This is a genomic window from Pseudoalteromonas maricaloris (assembly GCF_024746855.1).
GTDB lineage: Bacteria > Pseudomonadota > Gammaproteobacteria > Enterobacterales > Alteromonadaceae > Pseudoalteromonas > Pseudoalteromonas maricaloris.
The window spans coordinates 378104-397899 of sequence record NZ_CP024625.1; the positions used below are offsets into that span (position 1 = coordinate 378104).

18 protein-coding genes and 1 tRNA gene are annotated in these 19796 nt (G+C 44.5%); 10 read left to right on the forward strand and 9 right to left on the reverse strand.

Translation table 11 applies throughout. The features are described 5' to 3' along the window. Positions 1-26 precede the first annotated feature (26 nt). Both acnA and CTT31_RS01525 read right to left on the reverse strand, forming a co-directional pair. Positions 27-2762, reverse strand: coding sequence for an aconitate hydratase AcnA (acnA, locus tag CTT31_RS01520; protein ID WP_260491824.1), 2736 nt, complete (start codon positions 2760-2762; stop codon positions 27-29). A gap of 267 nt (positions 2763-3029) precedes the next feature. Next, positions 3030-3398, reverse strand: coding sequence for an RNA-binding S4 domain-containing protein (locus tag CTT31_RS01525; protein ID WP_088529661.1), 369 nt, complete (start codon positions 3396-3398; stop codon positions 3030-3032). A 198-nt stretch (positions 3399-3596) separates the two neighbouring features. On the opposite strand from CTT31_RS01525, the gene CTT31_RS01530 reads away from it, so the two are divergent. Both CTT31_RS01530 and CTT31_RS01535 read left to right on the forward strand, forming a co-directional pair. After that, entirely contained in the window at positions 3597-3866 is a 270-nt protein-coding gene (locus CTT31_RS01530) for a hypothetical protein (protein ID WP_010376248.1), read from the forward strand. Between the two features lie 84 nt (positions 3867-3950). Further along, positions 3951-4613: a hypothetical protein gene (locus CTT31_RS01535; protein WP_260491825.1), complete on the forward strand. Its 663-nt coding sequence runs from the start codon at positions 3951-3953 to the stop codon at positions 4611-4613. Here CTT31_RS01535 and CTT31_RS01540 read toward each other — a convergent pair. Then, positions 4590-5570 carry an extracellular solute-binding protein gene (locus tag CTT31_RS01540; protein WP_260491826.1) on the reverse strand — a complete coding sequence of 327 codons (981 nt, stop codon included), beginning with the start codon at positions 5568-5570 and terminating at the stop codon, positions 4590-4592. The two genes, CTT31_RS01535 and CTT31_RS01540, sit on opposite strands and share 24 nt — an antisense overlap. A 156-nt stretch (positions 5571-5726) precedes the next feature. Here CTT31_RS01540 and CTT31_RS01545 point away from each other — a divergent pair, with 156 nt between their 5' ends. Further along, complete coding sequence (locus CTT31_RS01545) at positions 5727-8384, forward strand: putative bifunctional diguanylate cyclase/phosphodiesterase (protein WP_260491827.1); 2658 nt, start codon at positions 5727-5729, stop codon at positions 8382-8384. A 133-nt stretch (positions 8385-8517) separates the two neighbouring features. Next, a complete protein-coding gene (locus CTT31_RS01550) occupies positions 8518-9348 on the forward strand; it encodes an arylamine N-acetyltransferase family protein (RefSeq protein WP_130125753.1) in 831 nt (276 codons plus the stop codon). A gap of 48 nt (positions 9349-9396) precedes the next feature. Here CTT31_RS01550 and cysQ read toward each other — a convergent pair whose 3' ends face one another. Genes cysQ through cysG form a run of 6 tightly spaced genes read right to left on the reverse strand, consistent with a single transcriptional unit; the run spans position 9397 to position 16315 of the window. Further along, the gene (gene cysQ / locus CTT31_RS01555) at positions 9397-10167 is read right to left on the reverse strand and encodes a 3'(2'),5'-bisphosphate nucleotidase CysQ (RefSeq protein WP_260491828.1); all 771 of its coding nucleotides are present in this window, start codon (positions 10165-10167) and stop codon (positions 9397-9399) included. Between the two features lie 3 nt (positions 10168-10170). Continuing rightward, positions 10171-10767 carry an adenylyl-sulfate kinase gene (gene cysC / locus CTT31_RS01560; protein WP_010607813.1) on the reverse strand — a complete coding sequence of 199 codons (597 nt, stop codon included), beginning with the start codon at positions 10765-10767 and terminating at the stop codon, positions 10171-10173. Positions 10768-10775: 8 nt separating this feature from the next. Then, positions 10776-12503 carry an SLC13 family permease gene (locus CTT31_RS01565; RefSeq protein WP_260492391.1) on the reverse strand — a complete coding sequence of 576 codons (1728 nt, stop codon included), beginning with the start codon at positions 12501-12503 and terminating at the stop codon, positions 10776-10778. A gap of 33 nt (positions 12504-12536) precedes the next feature. Next, positions 12537-13952 (reverse strand): sulfate adenylyltransferase subunit CysN, encoded by a 1416-nt coding sequence (cysN, locus tag CTT31_RS01570; RefSeq protein WP_211859096.1) that lies wholly within the window; start codon positions 13950-13952, stop codon positions 12537-12539. After that, the gene (gene cysD / locus CTT31_RS01575) at positions 13952-14851 is read right to left on the reverse strand and encodes a sulfate adenylyltransferase subunit CysD (RefSeq protein WP_010376235.1); all 900 of its coding nucleotides are present in this window, start codon (positions 14849-14851) and stop codon (positions 13952-13954) included. Before cysD ends, cysN begins: the two co-directional genes overlap by 1 nt. A gap of 42 nt (positions 14852-14893) precedes the next feature. Then, complete coding sequence (gene cysG / locus CTT31_RS01580) at positions 14894-16315, reverse strand: siroheme synthase CysG (protein ID WP_260491829.1); 1422 nt, start codon at positions 16313-16315, stop codon at positions 14894-14896. Between the two features lie 401 nt (positions 16316-16716). Here cysG and deoC point away from each other — a divergent pair, with 401 nt between their 5' ends. The 6 genes from deoC to rplK all read left to right on the forward strand — a co-directional run bounded on the left by deoC (position 16717) and on the right by rplK (position 19792). Further along, positions 16717-17466, forward strand: coding sequence for a deoxyribose-phosphate aldolase (gene deoC, locus CTT31_RS01585; RefSeq protein WP_253106443.1), 750 nt, complete (start codon positions 16717-16719; stop codon positions 17464-17466). Continuing rightward, on the forward strand, positions 17450-17950 hold the full coding sequence (locus tag CTT31_RS01590) for a hypothetical protein (RefSeq protein WP_017219218.1): 501 nt from the start codon (positions 17450-17452) through the stop codon (positions 17948-17950). Before deoC ends, CTT31_RS01590 begins: the two co-directional genes overlap by 17 nt. 96 nt (positions 17951-18046) lie before the next feature. After that, a tRNA-Trp gene (locus CTT31_RS01595) sits at positions 18047-18123 on the forward strand. A gap of 133 nt (positions 18124-18256) precedes the next feature. Beyond that, a complete protein-coding gene (gene secE / locus CTT31_RS01600; protein WP_260491830.1) occupies positions 18257-18634 on the forward strand; it encodes a preprotein translocase subunit SecE in 378 nt (125 codons plus the stop codon). A gap of 4 nt (positions 18635-18638) precedes the next feature. Beyond that, on the forward strand, positions 18639-19196 hold the full coding sequence (gene nusG / locus CTT31_RS01605; protein ID WP_010376230.1) for a transcription termination/antitermination protein NusG: 558 nt from the start codon (positions 18639-18641) through the stop codon (positions 19194-19196). Positions 19197-19363: 167 nt separating this feature from the next. After that, entirely contained in the window at positions 19364-19792 is a 429-nt protein-coding gene (gene rplK / locus CTT31_RS01610) for a 50S ribosomal protein L11 (protein WP_010376229.1), read from the forward strand. Positions 19793-19796: the final 4 nt, after the last annotated feature.

Below are 19796 nucleotides of genomic sequence, written 5' to 3' on the forward strand. Positions count from 1 at the left end.
TCCATTAAAGTATTACCAAAAGAGACCTATAACATTTGCCTCAATACATACTGCAAAATACCGCCGTGTTGGTAGTACTCCCACTCTTTAGGGGTATCGATCCGGATATCCGCCGAAAACTTGATTTCTTTGCCATCTGCATTTGTTGCCGTGACTATCACTTCGGTTGATGTGTCGTATATCCCTTCAATTTCAAACTCTTCTTCGCCAGTTAATCCCAGCTCTTCGTGGCCATCATCCGGTTTAAATTGTAGCGGCAACACTCCCATACCAATGAGGTTCGAACGGTGAATACGTTCGTAGCTTTTAGCAAGTACGGCTTTAATCCCAAGTAGTAGAGACCCTTTAGCAGCCCAGTCTCGTGATGAACCCGTGCCGTACTCACTGCCCGCGAGTACAACGAGTGGCGTATTGCGCTGCTGATATTGCTCTGCCGCATCGAAAATACTCATAAGTTCGCCCTCAGGTAACAGGCGAGTAATACCACCCTCGGTACCTGGAGCCAATTGATTGCGTAAGCGTACGTTTGCAAACGTACCTCGCATCATGATTTCGTGGTTACCACGACGCGAACCATAAGAGTTAAAATCAGCTTGCTTCACTCCTTGCGCTTGTAAATACTCCCCAGCTGGTGCCGAAGCTTTAATATTACCTGCTGGAGAAATGTGGTCAGTCGTCACTGAGTCGCCCAGTTTAGCGAGACAGCGTGCGCCTTTGATTCTTGGGATCCCTGGTGGCTCTTTACTCATATCATCAAAGAAAGGGGCTTTTCGAATATAAGTAGAGCTATCTTGCCAATCATAGCGCTCACTCTGATTTACCGCGATTTGTTGCCAATGTTGGTCGCCTTGGTAAACGTCTGCATAATTCTTCTCAAACATAGCTTGTGTGACTGTCTGAGATACAAGTTCACTGACTTCAGAGACCGATGGCCAAATGTCTTTTAAGAACACATCTTGGCCATCATCGGTTTGGCACAATGGCTCATTGTAGACATCGATATCTGTGCGACCTGCAAGTGCATACGCAACGACAAGTGGCGGCGAGGCAAGGAAGTTCATTTTTACATCTTGGTGGATCCGCCCCTCAAAGTTGCGGTTTCCTGATAAGATGGAACTGACAACAAGCTGATGTTTAACGATGGCTTCGTTAATTTCTTTTGGTAAAGGGCCTGAGTTGCCGATACAAGTCGTACAACCATAGCCCACTAAATCAAAGCCTAGTTTAGCAAGTGGTTCCAATAGGTCGGCTTGTTTGAGGTAGTCGGTAACTACTTTTGAGCCAGGAGCCAATGAGGTTTTCACCCAAGGCTTAGGTTTTAAGCCAAGTGCCTTTGCTTTTTGTGCAACAAGGCCTGCGGCAAGAATAACACTTGGATTAGAGGTGTTTGTGCAACTTGTGATGGCGGCAATAACACAGGCGCCATCGACCAACTCAAACTCTTGATCTTTAAATCTAACCTTACCGACGCCAAGCGTTGCGGGCTCATCTTGATCAACTCGAGAAGTCCCGCCTTCACCAACAGTGCGGGCTTCATCTTGATCTGACACGGCATTTTTTTCACTGCGCTCATGCTGGAATTCACCCAAATGGGCTTGAATTGTTTTGCCTGCGTCATTGAGAGGAATTCTATCTTGTGGGCGCTTCGGACCTGCAAGGCTCGGAACCACTGTCGCTAAGTCTAGTGTCAGTACGTCGGTGTAAAGTGGTTCATCTCCAGGTTCTCGCCACATGCCTTGATGCTTGGCATAACCTTCAATTAATGCAATTTTTTCTTCATCACGATTGGTTAGTCGTAGATATTCCAAGGTCTCGTTATCAATGGGGAAAATACCGCAGGTTGCCCCATATTCAGGTGCCATGTTGGCGATGGTGGCACGATCGGCAAGTGGTAAGTCTGCTAAACCATCGCCAAAGAACTCGACAAACTTACCCACTACGCCGTGTTCACGTAGCATTTGTGTCACGGTGAGTACCAGATCGGTTGCGGTTGTGCCTTCAGGCAACTGTCCTTCCAGTTTAAAACCAACGACCTGAGGAATGAGCAGTGAGATTGGCTGACCCAGCATGGCGGCTTCGGCCTCAATGCCGCCTACGCCCCAACCTAAAATGCCAAGGCCGTTGATCATTGTGGTATGAGAGTCGGTTCCCACTAACGTATCAGGGTAGGCGAATGGCATACCGTCGATTTCTTTTTCGAATACGACACGTGCTAAATACTCTAGGTTAACTTGGTGCACGATCCCAGTTGCGGGTGGCACCACTTTTAGATTGTCAAACGCGCCTTGCCCCCAGCGCAAAAATTCATAGCGCTCTTTGTTGCGTTGGTACTCTAACTTAGCATTAAGATCAAAGGCGCCATCGTGGCCATATTCGTCTACTTGTACAGAGTGGTCTATGACCATTTCAGCGGGTGATAAAGGGTTGATTTTATTTGGATCGCCACCGAGTTTTGCCATAGCGTCACGCATTGCAGCAAGATCCACGATGGCTGGTACGCCTGTAAAATCTTGCATCACGACGCGCGCGGGCGTGAAAGCAACTTCTTTACTTGGTTTATCTTCCGGCTTCCAGTTGAGTAAGGCATCGATGTCTTGTGCAGTCACGTTTTTGCCATCTTCATGGCGCAGTAAATTTTCTAATAAAATTTTAAGCGAAAACGGTAATCTTCTTGCTCTATCGCTTAAAGCTGGAAGTGAGTGAATATGGACCTGACGCTCGCCGACGGTAAGCTGAGTCAGGGTGTTATATGAATTATTCATGCTTGACCCTTTCCTTATACCAACTGCACTTAAGATTTGCTCTATATAAGAGGGAAGTAGAGCATCCAATTAAGTGAATTGGTTTGTTCTAAAAATGCAAAACAAGGTGCATAGAATGTACCAGTTGCAGACTTGCCGTTTTTTTGTACTGCTATAGTCCTAGTGTTGATTGGGGACTTTTTCAAGGGGGAAGTGCACTTTCGCGAGGCATCAGTGCACTAAAAAGGTGAGCATTTTTGTAATTAAATACGTCAGCGTCTGGGATTGCTAGCCGAAGGAGATGGGTTTTCGGCCTGTATTTTTGTCCACTTGTGTGTAAGATTTTCCTGACTTTTGTCGTTTTTTCTTACTCGGCATTGGTGCCGTTTCGGCGCGTGGAGTGGCGACTGCTCGCGGTTGCGGCGTTGCATCAGGTGCTAAGGTTAAATGAAATTCATCACCATCAAAATGCAGAATATCGCCTGAATAAATCTTTTTACGTTTTTGCGTACATATTTCATCGTTGACTGCTACATAACCTTCAGTGATCAATAACTTAGCATGTCCGCCAGTTTCTGCTAAGTCGAGCACTTTCAAAAGGTTACACAATTCTATCGGCTCTTCTTCGAGCTCAATTTCAATAAACCCATCTTGCATTTTTATAACCTCAACATGCCGTATTTACCTAACACAGCCAGTGTCTTATTGCCTTATACGACAGTATATAAAATTACTGCGGTGAATGACGAAACTTTTTCGTTAAATCCGGGGTCTTTAACATTATTGAAGCATTTGGTGTGTATCTTGCAGGCCGACCACGCGATTTGTTTTTATCAGTATTTTTTGGAGGCAACGATGGGTATTCGCACAGCATTAAGAAAAGAGCTTATGAACGTTGATAAGACAGATCTAATGACCGCGGATGATGTACGTCACTATGTCAATGAGTCTCTCACGCAAGCCAAGGATAAGCTCTCTGTCATCTCTCGATTTAATGAGCATCATAGCCAGGTGCAAGCCGGGCTGCCAAGTCAGGAGCGGCATCTACGTCATCAACAGCATCGATTGTTTAAAGATATTCTCTACCCAAAAGCGTCTGTTGAAAATTGGTTGTCTAGGTGTTAATTTGAAGTATTAATAAGACTGAGGTTGAAGTGTACTTCCCTGATTAGGTGCATTTCAAACTGAGGCGTAACACCAAGGATGACAATGCAACGTATTTTCGCAATTGCTACTTTATTATTGAGTGGCTGCAGCACCCAAACCCTACATATCTTTGAATCCGGTCTTGATGAAGGTACTAGAGCTAACTTAGTTCAAGCGCTAGAAAGGCGAGATATTCATTATCGTTTTACCGAGCTTCCCGTACCGCTACAATATGAGAGCGCACAATTAAATATTCCACCGATGACTTCAGGCGACAAGTGGCTTAGGGATATCGAATATGTGGTGAAAAAGATTGGTTTTGATACGCTGACAATTTCAGAATTTAATATGGAAGGGCACCGTTATACTCCGAATAACGCGGGGTTGTATCTGGTGCAAAACAGAGCTGCTCAAGCATTGCCAGATCTATTGTTTGCCCACCAATGTAAAGATGATTCTATCCAATTGCAGCTGAAACCCAATGGTCATTGGCAGCAGGTTGGCACTGAGTATCGGGGGCGTTGGATCTATAAAAGTAATTCTCTTACGCTCACGTGGCATGAGAAATCCGAGCAGCACCGCTACCAGCAAGTGTATGCTGAGCGCGAACATACAGTGCAGACATTACAGGGGCCCAAGCCTGCAAAAACATTTACCCGCCAGCAGCTTTTCGATGGACCAGTGCCTGTATTTAACTGTGACTTACAAGTGATCTTTGCTGAGTGAGTTGATAACTCGCTGGGCTCGTGACACTTGCTGCAGGCCGAGTTTCACCAGTTTCGTGGCGGGGGCAAACGGAGCCGGAGCCGTTTGTGAGCTCTGAATCACAGGATATTCATGAAGCAAATTAGCATACATGGACTGAGTACTCGGTTTCAGCAAGAAATCAATAAATAGCTCGGCATTGTGTACATTGGGTGAGTGCTTTGCTATCGCAACCGTGGTGGTAGAAATAGGCGTTTTTCCCGAGTGCATTTTCAGAAAGTGGATCTCTAGCTGTTCGGCAAGTGCCTTATCGCGCTTATTTTCGGAGTGCTGCATCATGCTCCAGTAATAGTGATTCGCCAGCGCAAATTCACATTGACCTTGTGCAAGCGCTCGCAGTTGATCTCTATCTCCTCCCACTGGGCGTTTTGCTAATAGCGTATTAGCGTGGTTGAGCCATGAGGAGTCATTGCTATTTGAAGAAGCATAGAGGCTCGATGCTAACGTCAAGTTATAACTATGAGACCACTGGCGAATGCAAAACTTACCCTGATAAAGCGCTTTATCTAAATCCGAAAAGTGCTCGGGCAAGGGTGTAGAAACGCCTTTTTTACGGAATAATGCGCGTGTCCTTATCGAAACACTGATCCACCGCTTATCATCATCCTTGAGTTCATGATTTACTGCTTGCCAATTTGTGATCTTGTCGATAGGACGCAGTAGTGTTTTGTAATCATGCAACTGAATTAGATCGGAGGTGAGCAACACATCGGCCTTTGAGTCGGCGCCATCGCTTTTGAGACGCTCAAGCAGTTGTGCTGATTTACCATTTACTAGGTTTACGGTGATCCCAGTCTCTTTTTCAAATGCCTGGAGGACAGGTTGAATTAATTCATATTTTCTAAATGAATAGACGTTTACTTGCGAGGTGTGGGGCTGCTTTGCAACCGCTTGACCAAAATGTACCCAAAAGAGCAAAAAAAGGAAAAGTTTACTTTTATTCATTGCAAATAAGAATTATTATCGAATGGGTGTAGCATACAATGTTCGATGAAGATGTCCAGAATTAAACGACGCGTTTTTACAAATGCCATTCTCCAGAGTACTCAACAGGTTTTTAAGCGAAGGCTTCCTGTGCTGGGGTTCATCTTGCTGTTCGCCTGTTTGATATATGTTGGCTTGATAGCGAATGTTTACTACCAAAACCAATCAGAAAGCAAAAGTGCGCAGGAGTTGACACGATTAGAATACTTACTGGATAGTAAGTTGCAACACGTTGCTCACCTACTGTATTCGATAGACGCCTACCTCAATACCCATCAAGATGCAGACTTTTATGAGATAGCGCAATCACAGCTTACCACGGCGAACTTAGGGTTGAGTATGGAAACATACGCAGTGGTTTCACCTGATCAATTCTCCATATTAGAGAAAGTGCAGCGAGAAAGAGGCTATTTTGACTTTAAAATTAGAGGCAATCTAGATAAACAGGCTAACCAATGGTTGGTGGTTACGCGTGCTGCACCTGTGTCTGAAGTTGGTCAGACCGTCGGGCAGGCGGAGGTGCTTGAGAGAGATATTTTTGCAGAGCGGGATGAGAATGACTTAACGACCTATGTCTGGCCAAATAGGCAAAAACTCAGTGTATTGATTGAGCAACCGCGTTTTGGAGAGTTTAAAACGCTACTGGGATTAAGTTTTGAGTTACCTTTTTTATTGGATTCATTATTTGGCCAATTATATCAGCAGCGCAAACAACACTTATTGGTCTCTTCAAAAAAAGAAATTATTTATAGCTCCGATTGGCAGAAGCGCTTCGACCTTCAGAGTTTAACGCCAAGTGCGGTGCACACCATTAATTTTTATGGTTTGCCCATTACCATGCAGTTGTATGATGAGGCGTGTTTACATCCAAGTTGGTTAAATAACCATAGCGTACTGATTGTACTCTTTTTAGGTATTCTGGCCGCCTGTATTTTATTGGTGTGGCTCCAGCTAAGACAACTGAAAAATCGCAATGACACCGTCAATAATTTAGTTGTTGAAAGAACTAAAAGCCTAGAGGTGTCTAAGCACAGGTTACAAGTCGAATCTAATAAACGGTTAGGGGCTTTGCAGCAACAGGTCGCTGCAGAGCGTAAATATAAAAGTTTATTCGTTAATAGCCATGAAGGCTTATTTGTACTAGACCGCCGGGGCTACATCATTGACTCCAACCCCGCTTTCAATGCGTTACTTTTTGGTGGGCGTATTCCTTCGCCAAACACAGACTTTAGTGCACTTATGCAAGACTCTGAGTGTCATGAGCAGTGGAACCAGATTGTTGCCACTAAGCAAGCTCACCAAGAAATGGAGTGGTTAGCAAAAGCAGAATCAGGAGAGCATATCTGGCTTAGACATTCTGGGCATTGGCTGTATCAACCGGATAGTTGTCTGTATGAGGGGAGAGTGACGGACATTACTCAGGCTAAACTGTTCCAAGAACAATTGCGATATAAAGCGCAACATGACAGCTTGACCGATCTGCTAAATCGTCAGAGCTTCGTGTCTTTGGTTGATAAGCTCCGTGAGCGAAAACGCGCCAAGTTTACTTTGCTATATATTGACTTAGACCGCTTTAAGCTAATAAACGATACCTTAGGCCATCAAGCCGGCGATAAGCTACTTATCGAATTTGCAACAAGAATGCGTATGCTGCTTAGTAGCTATGCCGATATTGCTCGGCTTGGCGGTGATGAATTCGCCGTCCTTATTTACGATGAGCATCTACATGAACCAATTGAGGGGGTGCTTGAAGATATTCTTGCGCGGATCCGAGCGCCATTTCTGTATCAGGGTAACAGCCACTGTGTTAGTGGTAGCGTTGGCGTACGCCACTTTACCGTTCCGTGTCTACATTGCGATGCTGAGAAGCTACTACATGATGCCGATATTGCAATGTATGAGGCAAAGAAGCGAGGCAAGAACACTTATCATATATTCACTAATGCTATCGCATGCGAAGCAGGTCGAAAGATCCAGATTGAGCAAGCGCTACAGGCAATAGTCATGTCTCGCGAACTAAGCCTGAATTTGCAGCCCGTTTATTGTCAAAAAGGGCAGAATTTAAAAGGGTTCGAAGCGCTACTACGCTGGAATAGCCCAACACTTGGAGAAGTAAGTCCTGCGGAATTTATTCCCATCGCAGAACAATGCGCGAAGATTTCAGAGCTTGGTCGCTGGGTATTTGATCAGGCGCTCAATTTTATCAATGCCGTAGGAGACAGCACCCTTTTTGTTGCTGTTAATGTTTCTCCGTTGCAACTCCAGTCGCAGGAATTTATCGATTGGTTAGTGTCTCGCTGTGAGGACGAAAATGTTGCGATGAAACAAATTAAGCTTGAGTTGACAGAATCCGCCATGATGGCAGAGGAAAACATGCTTATAGGGCCGCTGGAACAACTTCATCAAGCGGGATTTGGCATCTATATTGATGACTTTGGCACAGGTTATAGCAGCCTTGCCCGGCTCAATCATCTTCCCGTGGATGGCATTAAAATAGATAGGGCTTTTATGTCCGGCATTGAGCTGGGCGGTAAGGCGACGCAACTCATTGAAGCGATTTGTGCGATTGCGCACAGCTTTAACCTTGTCGTGACAGCCGAGGGTATTGAAACGGCAGCGCAGCTTGATACGTTATCAAGGCTTTATTGTCATCAAACGCAAGGCTATTTTATGTCGAAGCCGCTGGTTGTGGCAGAAGCTAAACACCTCGCTTTGCCGAACAAAAAAGTGCATCAGTTATTTGCCTAGTTAACCTGAGGTTTGGATAACAAAGTGACATCTCATTAGGTGATAGAAATAATGGCTGAAAAAGTGAAAATACCTATTGACCTTAACATGGGTTGAGGTTTTAACCTGCCTCCATCAACTTTAGGAGTCAGTCATGGAATTAGAAGCGAATATCAATCAATATCTTAGCAGCTTATCGTTACAGCACTTTGCTGGGGTTGAGCTGGTCACCGAGTTACAACAAAAACACCTTTCTCGCTACGCCTTCTCAAGTATTAATGCCATGTATGGTGAGCGTCTGTTGCTTGACCCATTACCACTATTTAGCCGTTTAGTGACCAACAAACAAGGTGGCTACTGCTTTGAGCATAACAAGGTGGCATTTTTAGCGCTGCAACAGCTTGGGTTTACAGTAAGGCCGGTTCTTGCGAGAGTAATGCTAAATGGTAGCTCCTCCAATCCTCGTTCTCACCGGATGACATTGCTTAATTTGGATGGTGAGCAGTACTTGGTTGATGTAGGCTTTGGAGTGAAGTCGCCTCGTGTACCGATTAACATCAATCAGGCCTTAACTATCCAAGGTCGGCAGACTTATCAAGTACAAAAAACAGCAGACACAGTCAAAGTGACTCTGTTAGAGGAAGGAGAAGCACCGCTCACTTTATATCATGTCGATCTTGCTGAAGTGTTCGAATCCGATTGTGAAGTGGCACACTTTTATTCCCATCAACATCCCGAAGCGGCGTTTGTGAATAACTTAGTGGTCTCTCGAATTACAGATTGCCACCGTTATTTACTGCGTAATCAGAGTTATTTCGAATGGCATGAATGTGATGGCAGTGTTACTGAAACTAAAGTGGAGAGCTTTGCTCAGCTAGAGCAGTTAGTAAAAGAGACATTTTTGCTTGAAACGCCAAGAGCAGTTTTAAAAAGCGTATACGATAAAGTCCTAACTCGCGCCGCAAATAAACCAGTCGAACGTTAATTCGACTGGTTGTACGTGAATTAGTTTACGGTATTACCACCTTCTAGCTTAGTCTTCCAACCTAGAAACCACAAAATAGGGGTTAAGATACTCGGCTTTTTGATTGTAGCGCAGAGGCTCTCCATTCACTTGGTTGACCTTTGCCCCTGCGATACTTGCCACCGCGTGTCCTGCTCCGGTATCCCACTCTGAAGTTGGGCCAAGACGAGGGTAAACATCGGCTTTACTTTCGGCCACTAAGCATAACTTAAGTGAACTGCCTTTAGGCACCATGTCGACTTGCTCGAAGCGGGTAAGGTACTCGGCTAAATCTGGTGAAGGGTGTGAGCGCGAGCCAACTACTTTGATTAAACCCTGATTGGGCTTGGTGGTGACTTTGAGCTCTATGCGAGCTTCACCCGTTTGCTTGAACGCGCCAATACTTTTTTCTGCAAGGTAGCTTTCATTAAGTGCTGGAGCATGAACAACACCAAGAATGGGTTCACCGTTATTAATAAGTGCAATATTTACCGTAAATTCGCCATTTTTCTTGATGAATTCCTTGGTGCCATCAATGGGGTCAACCAGCCAATACTCTTGCCATTGTTGGCGCTCTTGCCAATCTATTCCTGCGCTTTCTTCGCTTAATATCGGCATTTCGGGAGTGAGGGTTTTAAGGCCTGCAACAATAATTTGATGTGCAGCGAGATCTGCCTCAGTGACGGGACTTTCATCTTCTTTATATTCAACATTAAAGTCCTTGGCATAAATCTCCATAATCGCTTCACCAGCGCGAATACTCAGATTTAATACTTCTTCCAGCAGATCCGTATGATTCATGACTTACCCTATTAAATTTTTTGACAGTAGATAGTGTATTAGCTGCTGGACAGATTCTTCCAGCGACTGCTCGGAAGTATTTAAACATATTTCTGGACTAATTGGGGGCTCATACGCCGAATCTATGCCAGTAAAATGTTTTATTTCTCCAGCACGCGCTTTTTTATACAAACCTTTAGGGTCTCGTTGCTCGCAAACTGCAAGCGGCGTATCTAGATATACTTCAATAAACTCGCCGCTTGCGACTAAGTTACGCACCATGTCTCGTTCTGCTTGAAAAGGAGAGATAAAAGCGGTGAGTACCATTAGTCCCGCATCGACCATGAGTTTGCTGAGTTCACCCACTCGACGAATGTTTTCGACGCGGTCTTCATCGCTGAACCCTAAGTCTTTACACAGTCCATGCCTGACATTATCCCCATCAAGGAGGTAGGTATGTATGCCTTTTGCTTGCAGTGCATGCTCAAGTGCATTGGCTACGGTGCTTTTACCTGAGCCTGAAAAGCCTGTAAACCAAAGCACGCAAGGCTTATGACCTTTTAATTCGCTACGTTTTGTTTTATCTACGGCATAGTTATGCCAAACAATATTTTCGTCCATACTTTGCTCTATTGAAATGGAAAGACAAATGGAATAACAGTCAGTACCGTCGCTGAATAAATCAACGACAAGGGCAGTCCCATGGTGACGTAATCACGAATTCGATAGTTGCCTGCGCTATACACCATGAGGTTAGTTTGATAGCCAAAAGGTGAGATAAAGCTCGCGGATGCACCAAAGGCTACCGCCATTACAAATGGTAATGGACTTACATCAAAGCCACTCGCCAGCGCATAAGCTACTGGGAATGAAAGTGCTGCCGCGGCATTGTTAGTGATGAGCTCGGTAAATATCACAGTCATCACAAAAATGGCGATAAATGCGCCGTAAGGACCAAAATCCCCTAACAACCACAATAAGCTCGAGGAAATCTCTGCCGCTAGTCCGGTTTCAATCATTAACTTAGCCAGCCCTATCGCACTGCCAACAATAGCGACAAGCTCAATAGGAAAGCGACGTTTCATCTCAGGGACTTTGATTGTACCGAGCACCACAAGGGCGGCGAGTAACACAATTAACCCTTTGACCAACGGTACAACCCCAAAGATGCTAAGGCCAACCACTGTCGCAAAACTTGCAAGTACGGTGTTGGACTTATTACGAGATAGATGTGTTTGTAAATCTAGGCCCGAGATATACACAAATTCGCGTTTGAGATTGGGGAGTGCATAAAAATCGCTGCTTGGTGCTAGTATTAAAGAGTCGCCCGCTTGTAATTCGACCTGACCGATCCCACCTTGTAGGCGGTCATGACCACGACGGATCGCAATAATAGCGGCATGAAACTGCTCCCTAAAACGGATCTCTTTAATGGTTTTTCCAAGAAAACGGGAAGACTGACTGACGACCACTTCCACTAAGTGCTCAACGTCTTTCTCGTGCTTATCATGGACTATCTTTAATCCATCGAAACGCTGTAACAGTGGCACTGAGTTGATGTCGCCCACAAATAGCAGAACATCACCAGCAAGAATTTCTTGTTGTGGCGTTACGGCGCAGATCCGTCGTTCACCACGAATGATTTCAGCAAGGAATAAGTCTTTGAGGTCGCGCAGGCCGTTTTCTTCAACCGTGCGACCAACTAGTTTGGAGCTTGGCTCAACTTTCCCTTCTAAATAAAACGGCACGACCTCATCATTATTTTTGCCGTTGTCGGGCAAATATTTGAGCATAACCGTGATGGTCAATAAACCAACACTCAGGACGGCGAGACCAACTAAGGTAAAGTCAAAAAAGCCCAGCGGCGCCATCCCTGCTTCTACGGCAAAGCCATTAACAATAAGATTGGTAGAAGTACCTATCAGCGTTAACGTACCACCTAAAATAGCGGTATAAGAAAGCGGTAATAGCAGCTTAGAAGGCGCATGTGTTTTGCTCTCTTTAACGGTGGTGATCAGCGAAGCAACCACCGCCGTGTTATTGGTAAAAGAAGACAAAAAGGCAGTGGATAAACCCAGTTTAATCACCGCTTTTGCGAGACTACCTTGCGCCATTGAGTGGGCGAGTTTTTTGACTAAGGTTGTTTTTTCAATCGCAATAGAAACTAGAATAAGTAGCACAAGCGTGATTAAAGACGGGTTTGCATAATTCACCAACATCGATTCAAGATCGATAAGGCCAGTCAAATAACTGGTGGCGATTGCGCCTGTGAATAGCCATGCAGCGTTAATGCGTGTGGCAAAAAGACACACGACTAACGCTAGCATAATGCCTGTTAAAATGACTTGTTCCATAATGACGTCATACCTCGACTAACAGGCCAAATTGCATTATTTTAGCTTCGAAATATCAAGCGCTTGCCAATGAGGGAAGTGCTTGCGAACTAATGCATTAAACTCAATCTCAAATTCACTAAACTGACTTGAGGACGTTGCTGTTGCTGCTTCAACCGTTTCCACCATACCCGCACCTATGGTTAGGTTTGATAGGCGATCAATTAAGATAAACGAGCCAGTTTCACGATTATTTAAATACTCATCCGCAACGACATTTTCTGTCAGCTCGATGGTCACGATAGCAATTTCATTTAATGACAATGAATCGGCTTGACCGTGCTCAAGTGTATTCACATCAATAGTATGCTCGATATTTTTCACGATTGCCGCGGTTTTCTTGCTACCCAATTTAAGGTTATAACTTTTACCCAATTGTAGTGGTGTTTCGTGCATCCATACCAGCTTAGCAGTGATCTGATTCGTCACCTGAGCAGTCGACTCTGCAGGCACAATCACATCGCCACGACTCACATCGACTTCATCTGCTAGGGTGATAGTGAATGCTTGTCCGGTTTCCACTTGGGTTAGATTGCCATCAAAAGTCACGAGTTCTTTAATGGTTGAAGTCTTACCTGATGGCAATACTTTAACCGCTTGGCCAACGCTTAAGCTACCAGAGGTTAATGTGCCTTGGAAACCACGAAAATCTAGGTTAGGACGCACAACATATTGCACCGGGAAGCGCGCTTCAAAACCATGGTTAGGCTCTGCTGCTGGAGAATCTTCCAGCAGTTCCAGCAATGGTTTGTCTTGATAATAAGGCGTTTTTTCTGAGCGGTTTACAACATTGTCGCCTTTAAGTGCTGACATTGGCACAAAGCGAATATCTTGTACATTCAGTTGCTCAGCAAACTTCAAGTAGTCGGCCTTTATGCGCTCAAATACGGCCTCATCAAAGTCAACAATATCCATCTTGTTTATCGCGACAACGAACTGTTTGATACCCAGTGAATCACAGATAAAGCTATGGCGTTTAGTCTGAACTTGTACACCATAACGGGCATCGACAAGGATAATCGCCAAATCGCTGGTCGAAGCACCTGTAACCATATTACGTGTGTATTGCTCGTGTCCCGGCGTATCGGCAATAATAAATTTACGCTTCGCAGTTGAGAAATAGCGGTAAGCCACATCAATGGTAATGCCTTGCTCACGCTCTGCCTGTAAGCCATCAACAAGTAACGCTAAATCTAGATCTTCACCCGCATTGCCGACTTTTTCATTGTCTTTGTGTAGTGCAGCTAATTGGTCTTCATAGATTTGATGGCTATCGTGCAGGAGACGGCCGATCAGCGTTGATTTACCGTCATCTACGCTGCCGCAGGTCATCATACGCAACAAGCTCTTGTCTTGCTGACGCGCTAAGTAGGTTTCAATGCCTAATTCTTTCACTTCATTTGCTGTTGACATTAGAAATACCCCTCGCGCTTTTTCTTCTCCATTGATCCTGATGAATCATGATCAATCACTCGTCCTTCACGTTCTGACGACGTAGATAACAACATTTCTTCGATAATTCCAGTGAGCGTATCGGCTTCTGATTCAACTGCACCCGTTAGTGGGTAACAGCCAAGCGTTCTGAAGCGTACTGATTTCATTTCTGGCACTTCACCTTCAGCAAGTGGCATGCGGTCGTCATCGACCATAATTAACGTCCCGTTACGCTCAACAACCGGTCTTGGCTTCGAGAGGTAAAGTGGCACTATCTCAATACCTTCTTGGTAGATATATTGCCAAATATCGAGCTCTGTCCAGTTTGATAATGGGAAAACACGAATGCTTTCGCCAGGGTTCACTTGACCGTTATACGTATTCCATAACTCCGGACGTTGGTTTTTAGGATCCCAGCGGTGGTGCTTATCTCTAAATGAATAAACCCGTTCTTTTGCGCGAGATTTTTCTTCATCACGGCGGGCACCACCAAAGGCCGCATCAAAGCCATATTGATCTAGCGCTTGCTTCAGGCCTTGTGTTTTCATGATATCAGTATGCTTAGATGAACCATGAACAAATGGACTGATGTTCATCTCTAGTCCTTCTGGGTTTTTGTGCACAAGCAGTTCAAACCCGTACTCTTTTGCTAATCTATCGCGAAACTCGATCATTTCTCTAAATTTCCAATTGGTATCAACGTGGAGTAGAGGAAAAGGAATTTTCGCTGGGTAGAAAGCCTTACGAGCAAGGTGAAGCAGTACCGACGAGTCTTTACCTATCGAATACAGCATTACCGGGTTTTCAAACTCTGCGGCAACCTCTCGGATGATCTTTATGCTCTCAGCTTCGAGTTGCTGGAGATGGGTTAAAGCCATGATTAATGTCCTACTTATAAATTTAACTATCTTGTACTTTAATTACGCGACTTGCGTAATGGGTTGAGCAAAGCTACTGATTTGATTGTTCTTATTAAACCAAGCTAATTGCTCATGTAATGCTGCTACTTCACCAATAATCAATAGTGCTGGCGACTGAATATCATGCGCAGTAATAGTCTGTGCAAGTTGATCTAATTGTGTTCTTACGACACGCTGAGATTTGCGCGTGCCATTTTCAACAATTGCCACAGGTGTATTCGGCGAGCGACCATGAGCGAGTAATTGCGCCTGAATATGCGGCGATTTAATCACTCCCATGTATACGGCAAGCGTTTGATTCGTCTTAGCTAAGCCTTCCCAGTCGAGTTCCTGTCCATCCTGCTTACAATGTCCCGTAACGAATTGAATGGCTTGAGCATGATCTCTATGAGTTAGTGGAATACCAGCGTATGCGCTACATCCTGCAGCAGCAGTAATACCAGGAACAATTTGATATTTCACGTTATTTTCGGCCAATACTTGCACTTCTTCGCCACCGCGACCGTAAATAAATGGGTCGCCGCCTTTTATTCTACAAACCTTTTTACCTTGTTTGGCTAAATCAACCAAAATCTCGTTGGTTTGTTCTTGTTTAACACTATGATTACCGGCTTTTTTGCCCACGCAGATTAAATCAGCGTCACGACGTACAAGATCCATGATTTCGTCAGATACCAGATAATCATACACTACCACATCGGCTTGTTGCATTAGTTGTAATGCCTTAAGTGTCAGTAGCTCTGGGTCGCCAGGGCCGGCACCGACGACATAAACCTCGCCTTCAGGGGAGGGAGTGCTTTTTAGCATGGCTTCAAGTTGAATTTGTGCATTTTCATTGTTACCAGCTTGTACTTCACTTACCACATTTGAATCAAAGACAGATTCCCAAAACTGTCGGCGGTCAGCAAAGTGTTTAAAGCGCGCTTTCACTTTATGTCTGAATTGACCAACAAGCGTTGCCAGCGGACCAATATGCTGTGGAATAAGGGTTTCTAACTTCTCTCGTAATCGTCTTGCAAGGACGGGCGCAGTTCCAGCACTAGATATGGCAATCGTTATAGGGTTTCTATCCACGATTGAAGGAAAAATAAAATTACACTTTGGTTGGTCATCGACTACGTTAACGAAAAGGTTGCGCGCTTCAGCAAGCTCTGCCACTTCTGCATTTACGGCTTCAATATCCGTTGCCGCAACGACTAACATGGTATTGTCTAGGTCTGATGCATCAAATGGCTTATGTCGAAGTGCAACGCTTGCATCCGCTGCTAGTGATAAAAGCTCAGTGCAAAACTCAGGTGAAACCAAAGTGACTGCTGCATTGGCTTTTAAAAAGGCGCGGCACTTTCTCAGCGCAACCTCACCACCACCTACAATCAATACAGGTTTATTTTCTAGTTTGGTAAAAATTGGCAAGTATTGCACGATAACCTCTGCTAAACATCACGACGGTTGATATCAATATTGATTGATATCGGTAATAGAGCGCAGCATATAGAGTTGCAAATGTGGGAAAAAATAATTTAAACCGACTCAATATAACCAAAAGTTATAAAGAAAGTGGGTAAATCTAATTTTCTATTTATTTCATTGGGTTAGCTTAAGTTTTTGCTGTGATTTGACGATTATAGTGTTTGGTTATGAGATATTCATTTAATGAACAATAGTAAAAACCGTATCCGACAGGTAATTGTATGCGGACATTTGTCCTATTGCTGGTGCTGCTGTATGCATTTAACTAGGGTCTGTTGACCTTTGCTGCAAAAACAAACTTGAAAGATGAACAGGCCCTCGGCTTATTACATAGAATGAAAAGGAACACGGTAATGACTTTACAATCTGATGCTCGGTTGTCGCTGAGTTTAATGGATTTGACCTCTTTGAAAGAGGACGATACGCCGGCAAGTATTCTCGCGTTATTGAATAGCATTAACCCTGATATTGGACTACCAGCGGCTATTTGTGTGTATCCGCAGTTTGTGACGTTAGTAAAAGAAGAGTTGGAAAAGCGTGAGTGGTCGCAGATAAAAGTAGCAACGGTGACCAACTTCCCATCTGGAGAGCAAAAGCTCCAGCAGGTCGTTGCACAAACTCATTCAGCAATCGCAGATGGTGCTGACGAAATTGATCTCGTGCTTCCTTATCAGCAGCTGATGGCGGGTGACCCAGATACACCTTGGCAATATGTCCATTCAAGCAAGCTTGCTTGTCAAGGTAAAGCAAAGCTCAAGGTCATCATCGAAAGTGGCGTATTGGCTAAGCCAAAGCTCATTGCGGAAGCCGCGCAGCTTGCCATTATGGCGGGCGCGGACTTTGTTAAAACAAGTACAGGAAAGGTTGCTGTCAATGCTACACCTGAAGCGGCTGAAGTTATCCTTAAGACAATCAAAAGCAGTGGTAAATCGGTTGGATTTAAAGCGGCCGGTGGAGTAAAGTCAGTAGTAGAAGCGCAACGATATTTACGATTGGCCGAAGAAATTATGGGGGCCGAGTGGCTCAATGCCAAGAATTTTAGATTCGGTGCTTCAAGCCTATTGAGTGATGTAGCAGTGGTTGTGAATGGACAGAGCGAGTGAAGCAGAAAAGATAAAACTTGAGCATGACGCGGCTAAACTGTTTTTACGCAGTTATGAAAAGCAGTTTGCAGTGCATATGCGCCATATTTGGCACAATGAGCCCAATAAACCGGACGTCAGTTGTTATCAAGGAAAAACACAGCTCGATATAGAAATAGCCCATTTTTATGCCAGTGAGAAAGAAGCGATGGCTGTGCTTGGGCGTCCGCTGTCTCTCTCCACGCAAAGAGAGCTGGCAGCAATGAGTCAAGCCGCTGACTCCGATCAACTGAGTATCGGTTTACAGCGGTTGCTCAATCAAAAAGCCAAAAAACACTATGATTCACAACGCGTTTGGTTGTTAATTCGAAATGCTAGCCCCATTTATCATCTTGACGATTTTAAGCGCTTAAAAGCCACTTGGGAGATCCCTGATTGTCACCCATTTGAACAAGTTTGGGTGCTTTGTGATTTTTATCACGGAGATTTATTGCGTCTTTTCTGAAGACGTCGCAAAACTAAGTTTAGATTAAATGTTACTTTGCATATCTTTTACACTTGTTTTCGTTTGCTTCGTCAGTATAATGGGCATCCACTTTGCAGGGGCGTAGTTCCAATTGGTAGAACAGCGGTCTCCAAAACCGATGGTTGCGGGTTCGAGTCCTGCCGCCCCTGCCAATTCAGCAACAAGTCCACATTTAAAATAACGTGACCCAAAACCACTTAAGTCGCTTATTTGTAAATTTGGATTGAATGGATTTACCCTGTTCTATGCAGGGTTGTTGTGTCTGTATTTAAGGTAAAATTGATTATGAGCACTAATGTTGAAAACTCGTCGAGCTCGATGGACACGGTAAAGTGGCTAACTGCTATTGCACTTCTAACTGGTGCCGTAGTTGGTAATTATCTATATGCCGATTTATCTGTTTTAGTACGCGCTGTTGGCGTGGTTGCAGCTATCGCTGCGGCTTTGGGCATTTTGGTAACGACTGAAAAAGGCCGTACCTTTATCGCTTTTGCTAAAGAATCACGTATTGAAGTACGTAAAGTTATCTGGCCAACGCGTCAGGAAGCGACTCACACTACTTTCATCGTGATCATTGCAACGGTGATTATGGCATTAATCCTATGGGGATTAGATGGTATACTTTTCCGTGCAGTAGGCTTTTTAACTGGATTGGAGATCTGATCCCATGTCGGATGAGAACAAAGAAAAGAAATTACGTTGGTACGTGATCCAAGCGTTTTCAGGTTTTGAAAAACGCGTAGCACAAACCATTATCGAGCATATTAAAATCGAAGGGTTAGAAGACCTATTCGGTGAGATCCTTGTGCCGACTGAAGAAGTGGTTGAAATGCGTGCAGGTCAGAAACGTAAATCTGAGCGTAAATTCTTCCCAGGCTATGTATTAGTTCAAATGGTAATGGACGATGCGTCTTGGCACTTGGTGAATAGTACTCCGCGTGTAATGGGCTTTGTTGGTGGTACGTCAGACCGTCCTGCACCAATCAGTCAAAAAGAAGCGGATCGTATTCTTAACCGTCTGCAAGAGAATGCTGAAGCACCGAAACCTGCTACTTTATTTGAGCCGGGTGAAGTGGTTCGTGTTACAGATGGTCCATTTGCTGACTTCAACGGTGTGGTTGAAGAAGTGGATTACGAAAAGAGTCGCCTGAAAGTTTCGGTACTTATTTTCGGTCGTTCAACGCCTGTAGACCTAGAATTTGGTCAGGTTGAGAAAGACAAATAAATTCTAACTTGAAAAAGTTGTCAAAGGCCGCTGATTAATCTATAATCAGCGGCCTTTTTGTTGTACGCAAAAATATGCGGCAAAAAGACTGAATTTTTTAACTGGGAAGCCGTTTGAGTACGCGTCCTCGCGCGCACGAGGCAAAGACCCACAATTGAGGTATTATCATGGCTAAGAAAGTTGAAGCTCTAATCAAGCTACAAGTTGCTGCTGGTATGGCTAACCCTAGTCCTCCAGTAGGTCCTGCACTAGGTCAACACGGTGTAAACATCATGGAATTCTGTAAAGCGTTCAACGCACGTACAGAGTCTATCGAAAAAGGCGCACCTGTTCCTGTTGTTATTTCTGTTTACAGTGACCGTTCTTTCACTTTTGAAATGAAGACTCCACCTGCGGCATACCTTCTTAAGAAGGCTGCTGGTATCAAGTCTGGTTCTGGTCGTCCTAACACTGAAAAAGTTGGTACAGTTACTCGTGCTCAACTTGAAGAGATCGTTGAGACGAAACGTCCAGATCTTACTGCTGCTGATATGGACGCAGCTGTACGCACGATTGCAGGTTCTGCACGTGCAATGGGCTTGAACGTAGAGGAGTAATTGA